At 66.0% G+C, this 4,327-nt stretch carries 3 protein-coding genes and 1 pseudogene; 1 reads left to right on the top strand and 3 read right to left on the bottom strand.

Annotation, left to right across the window (positions count from 1 at the left end; translation table 11 throughout):
• Positions 1 to 313: 313 nt before the first annotated feature.
• The 3 genes from AC1D00_RS29230 to AC1D00_RS29220 are packed head-to-tail and all read right to left on the bottom strand — an operon-like array spanning position 314 to position 3,859.
• Positions 314 to 1,045 carry an ABC transporter ATP-binding protein gene (locus AC1D00_RS29230; RefSeq protein WP_404552526.1) on the bottom strand — a complete coding sequence of 244 codons (732 nt, stop codon included), beginning with the start codon at positions 1,043 to 1,045 and terminating at the stop codon, positions 314 to 316.
• Positions 1,042 to 2,811 carry a branched-chain amino acid ABC transporter ATP-binding protein/permease gene (locus AC1D00_RS29225; RefSeq protein WP_477013052.1) on the bottom strand — a complete coding sequence of 590 codons (1,770 nt, stop codon included), beginning with the start codon at positions 2,809 to 2,811 and terminating at the stop codon, positions 1,042 to 1,044. The genes AC1D00_RS29230 and AC1D00_RS29225 overlap by 4 nt, the downstream gene beginning before the upstream one ends.
• A gap of 7 nt (positions 2,812 to 2,818) precedes the next feature.
• The gene (locus AC1D00_RS29220) at positions 2,819 to 3,859 is read right to left on the bottom strand and encodes a branched-chain amino acid ABC transporter permease (RefSeq protein ID WP_477013051.1); all 1,041 of its coding nucleotides are present in this window, start codon (positions 3,857 to 3,859) and stop codon (positions 2,819 to 2,821) included.
• Between the two features lie 179 nt (positions 3,860 to 4,038).
• On the opposite strand from AC1D00_RS29220, the pseudogene AC1D00_RS29215 reads away from it, so the two are divergent.
• Positions 4,039 to 4,327: pseudogene (locus AC1D00_RS29215) on the top strand (MarR family transcriptional regulator); the annotation flags it as partial.

Raw genomic sequence — 4,327 nt, 5'->3', positions numbered from 1 at the left:
CCTCTCCCCGCATGCGGGGAGAGGCCGGAGTTCGTGCGTAGCGCGGATTCCGGGTGAGGGGGACTCTCCGCGAATCGATCTGGTCGATATAGCACCTGCTCCGTCCACACCGTCATTGCGAGCGCAGCGAAGCAATCCAGAGTGTCTCCGCGGAAAGATTCTGGATTGCTTCGCTACGCTCGCAATGACGAGGAGGAAGGGTTGCGAGTCCGACTCTCATCGTATTCGCGGATGCGGCCCATCACCCCAACCCTCTCAGCGCGAGCGAAACTCGTCGCGGCCCCGTAAGAACGGGGAGAGGGAGAGGAGAGACCTACAGCACGCCCGCGCCTTCGTGCTGGAAGCCGAGATAGCTTGCCGCAACGCGTTCGTTCGCGGCGATGTCGCTGGCCTTGCCGCTGAGCACGAACTCGCCGAGCTCCATCACATAGGCCTGGTCCGCGATCTTGAGCGCGGCCTGCGCGTTCTGCTCGACCAGCAGCACCGAGACGCCGCTGGCGCGCAGCTCGGTGACGATGCGGAAAATGTCGGCGACGATGATCGGCGCGAGGCCGAGGCTCGGTTCGTCCAGCATCAGGAGCTTCGGCTCGCCCATCAGCGCGCGGCCCATCGCGAGCATCTGCTGCTCGCCGCCGGAGAGCGTGCCGGCGAGCTGCTTGCGCCGCTCCTTCAGCCGCGGGAACAGCGTGTAGACCCGCTCCATCGAGGCTTTCGCCTTGCCCCGCTCGATGCGGAAGGCCCCGAGCTCGAGATTGTCCTCGACATTCATGGTCACGAACAATTCGCGGTGCTCCGGGACGAGGCCGAGGCCCATCGCGACGCGGTCCTCGATGTCGAGCCGCGCGAGATCCTGGCCGGCAAAGACAACGCGGCCCTTCAGCGGCAAAATGCCCATGATGGCGGACAGCAGCGTGGTCTTGCCGGCGCCGTTGGCGCCGACGATGGTGACGATCTGGTTCGCGCCGACCTCGAGCGAGACCGAGCGCACGGCCTCGACCTTGCCATAGGCGACATGCGCGTCGGTGACGGACAACAGCGCGCTCATGCCGCCACTCCGAGATAGGCCTTGATCACTTCGGGATTGGTCTTGATCGTGGCGGGCGTGCCCTCCGCGATCTTGGTGCCGAAATCGAGCACGACGATGCGGTCGGCGAGGTTCATGACAAAGCCCATGTCGTGCTCGACCAGCAGCACGCTCATGCCGCCGTCGCGCAAGTCGCGCAGCAGCCTGGCAAGCTGTTGCTTCTCCATGTGGCGGAGGCCCGCGGCGGGCTCGTCGAGCAGCAGCAGCATCGGATCGACGCAGAGCGCGCGCGCGATCTCGACGATGCGCTGCTGGCCGAGCGAGAGCGAACCTGCGAGCTGGTGCATCTGGTCGGCGAGGCCGACGCGCTCGATCTGACGGGCGGCTTCCGCCAGAAGCTTTGCCTCATCGGCGCGGTCGAGCCGCAGCATCGAGGCGATCGGGCCCGAATGGCCGCGCAGATGCGCGCCGATCGCGACGTTCTCCAGCACGGTCATGTCGGGGACCAGCTTCACATGCTGGAAGGTGCGGGAGATGCCGAGCTTGACGATCTCCTGCGGCGGCGCGTTGTCGAGCTTCTTGCCGAGCACCGAGATCGAGCCTGATGTCGCCGACAGCACGCCGGTGATCAGGTTGAACGTCGTACTCTTGCCGGCGCCGTTCGGCCCGATCAGCGCGACGATCTCGCGGGCCTGGACGTCGAAGGAGACGTTGTTGACCGCGATCACGCCGCCGAATTGCTTGCGCGCCTTCTCGACCTGGAGCAGGACGCTGGCCTCGCCGGGCGCGCGGGCGCGCTGCTCCAGTTTCAGCGAAGTGTCCGGCTTCCTGCCACCGGTACGCTCGGGCAGGAACGACATCAGCCAGGGCCAGACGCCACCGGGCGCGAGTTGCAACAGCGCCACCAGCATGATGCCGAACACGATGGTCTCGACCTGGCCGGAACCCGGCAGGAGCAGCGGCAGATAGCTTTGCAGCACCTCTTTCAGGACCACGACGATCGCCGCGCCCAGCACGCCGCCCCAGACATAGCCGGCGCCGCCGACCACCGCGATGAAGAGATATTCGATGCCGGCCTGCGCGCCGAACGGCGTCGGGTTCACCGCGCGCTGAAGGTGCGCGTAGAGCCAGCCGGAGAGGCCGGCCAGCACCGCGGCATGGATGAACACCAGCAGCTTTGCCCGCGGCGTGTGCACGCCGAACGCCTCGGCGGCGACATGGCCGCGCCGCAGCGCACGGATGGCGCGGCCGGTGCGGGAGTCCAGCAGGTTCATCGTGAGCAAGGCCGAGAGGATCACGGCGACCCAGATCGCGTAATAGATCGAGCCGGGCGAGAGCATCTTGTACGCGCCGATCGACAGCGGCGGGATCGCCGAGATGCCGTCGTTGCGGCCCAAAAACTCCAGCTTGCTGAAGAGATAGAACAGGCCGAGCCCCCAGGCGAGCGTGCCGAGCGGCAGATAGTGGCCGGAGAGGCGGACGGTGACGAGGCCAAGCAGCACCGCCAGCGATCCGCTGACCACGAGCGACAACGGCAGCGTCAGCCAGGGCGACAGGCCGTAGCTCGTCGACAGCACCGCGGTGGTGTAGGCGCCGAAGCCGACGAAGGYGGCCTGGCCGAACGAGGTGAGGCCGCCGACGCCGGTCAGCAGCACGAGGCCCATCGCGACGAGGGCGGCAAGGCCGATATTGTCGAGCAGCACGATCCAGAACGGAGGCATGCCAGGGACAAACGGGATCGCCGCCATGACAAGCGCGAAGAGGAGGATGGGAAGCCGGCTCTGCATCTTGGCGTCAGTCCTTCTCTTCCTCGACCGCGGGCGCGGCGAGCGAGCGCAGCAGCAGCACGGGGATCAGCAGCATGAAGACGATAACTTCCTTGTAGTTGGAGGCGTAGAAGGACGAGAACGCCTCGACGATGCCGACGAACAGCGCCGCGACGGCGGTGAGGGGGTAGCTGACGAGGCCGCCGATGATCGCGGCGACGAAACCCTTCAGCCCGATCAGGAAGCCGCTGTCGTAATAGAGCGTCGTGATCGGCACGATCATGATGCCCGACAGCGCGCCGATGACGGACGCCAGCAGGAAGGCGATCTGCCCGGACAGCGTGGTGCGGATGCCGGCCAGCCGCGCCCCTAACCGGTTCACGGCGGTCGCGCGCAGCGCCTTGCCGTAGAGCGTCAGGCCGAAGAACAGCCAGAGCCCCACGATGAAGGCGATGGTGATGCCGTAGACGGTGATGCTCTGGCCGGTGAAGCGCAGCGCGCCGGCGGTGAAAGAGCCGGCCAGCACGGCAGGTCCGCGCTGGCCTTCGGCGCCGAAGAACAGGAGGCCCAGTCCCTGCAGCGCCAGGTGAACGCCCACCGAGGCGATCAACAACACCAGCACGGAGGTGTGCGCCAGCGGCTGGAACGCGACGCGGTAGAGATAGAGGCCAATCATCGCCACGATCACCAGCGACAGCACGATGCAGATCGCCACCGGCGGCTTCTGGGCGGCGAAATAAACGGTCAGCGCCAGCACGATGCCGGGCAGCACGATATTGGTGAGGACGCTGCGCAGGATCAGCCGGCCATGCAGCGCCTTGCGGGCCACGAACAGGTCGAAGGCGAAGGCGCCGATGCCGAGGGCGAGCGCGAGTTTTGCCGTGCCCGGCATCTGGCCCGCGGCCAGCGAGGCATAGGTCAGCGCGCCATAGGTGACGAACTCGCCCTGGGGAATGAGGATGACGCGGGTAACGGCGAACRCCAGCACCAGCGCGAGGCCGAGCAGCGCATAGATCGCGCCATTGGTGATGCCGTCCTGCACCAGGAACAGCATGATAGTGGTGTTCAAGACCGGACGCTCCCCCTCAAAGATTAAGGACCGGTCTCCGCAATTGCGGTGGACGGTCCGCTCACAGCCATTGAAATGCGCTGACTATATTTGATATGGTCCATAACAATTATCAAATATAACTTCAAGGGTGGCGGGGCGACCCGTCCCGAATTTAGCGGGATTACGAGCACGAGGCGATGACCGTTTCCAAAACCGCTGGCAAAACCGCTGAAAAGTCCTCTGAAAAGCCTGCCGACACGGCCAAGGGCCGCAAGGACGCGGYCGAGGCCCAGGGGGCAGCCGAAGCCCTCCAGCTCGGCGAGCTCTCCGAACAGCTCGGCTACGTCCTGAAGCGGGCGCAGCTCAAGGTGTTCGAGAACTTCCTGCGCTGCATGGCCTCGCTCCAGCTCACGCCCGCGCAGTTCTCGGTGCTGCTGCTGATCGAGAAGAACCCGGGGCGTAACCAGACCGAGATCGCCTCCACCC

The organism is Bradyrhizobium sp. P2_E8 (genome assembly GCF_056403875.1).
The sequence above is the reverse complement of the archived record's forward strand: the minus strand, read 5'-3'. Positions and strand labels throughout refer to the sequence as shown.

Bases quoted from the DNA above. Each gene is read 5' to 3' on its own strand.
- AC1D00_RS29230 (WP_404552526.1), bottom strand. From the start codon at position 1,045: ATGAGCGCGCTGTTGTCCGTCACCGACGCGCATGTCGCCTATGGCAAG.